Here is a 594-nt window from a genome sequence, read left to right as displayed (position 1 = left end):
AAATGCTCAGCTCTCACGAGTTGGTTTCAGATGAGCATAGATCATATTTTCATTGGTACTTGTGAAACACCACACTAGAGCTTCCGCTAGGCAGCTCCATGGTCGGCAGCAATTGCCAATGTGTAGACTGATAAGGACATCAACACCTGCTGGTCAGCCCGGCCCGGACTCTGCTGCCGTGCCCCCCTCACAGCATGCAATGGGTTATCGAGCAATGAACTCACGGAAGACATTGGCTATCGCTCTGACAGCCTGGCTCAACCAGCGCCTGATGTTTTCGCAAACGAGGGCGGCGGTAATGGGCCAAATACGATTGTTCTGACCACAGTGGCATCGGGCCTGTTAACGACAATGCCTGCCGGCAAAGTTGCCAACTTTTCCCGGCCCGCCCGGGACGATGCGTTAGCATTCATCGGTTCGGATGGCGAGATCCGTGGTGCCCAGTCTGAGCAGGCTGTTCGGCGCTACCGTTCTATTTCCACGCAACCCCGAATGTGCGAACTGCAACTGGCTCAGGCTATCGCAGTGACTTACTGACGGTGCTAGGGTCTGTTCCCGTTTCATCGCGGCCGCGTCGGAGTCTGTTATGCCGCG

Annotated in this window: 1 protein-coding gene; it reads left to right on the top strand. The window is 55.7% G+C overall.

Annotated elements, in window-relative coordinates:
- The first annotated feature begins 351 nt into the window (after window positions 1-351).
- A complete protein-coding gene (locus ABJ99_RS29710) occupies window positions 352-537 on the top strand; it encodes a DUF2388 domain-containing protein (protein WP_122235045.1) in 186 nt (61 codons plus the stop codon).
- The last annotated feature ends 57 nt before the right edge of the window (window positions 538-594 follow it).

This window comes from Pseudomonas syringae pv. cilantro (assembly GCF_001293775.1).
Classification (GTDB): domain Bacteria; phylum Pseudomonadota; class Gammaproteobacteria; order Pseudomonadales; family Pseudomonadaceae; genus Aquipseudomonas; species Aquipseudomonas syringae_P.
Note: the sequence above shows the minus strand (reverse complement) of the source record. Positions and strands in the feature narration are given on the sequence as shown.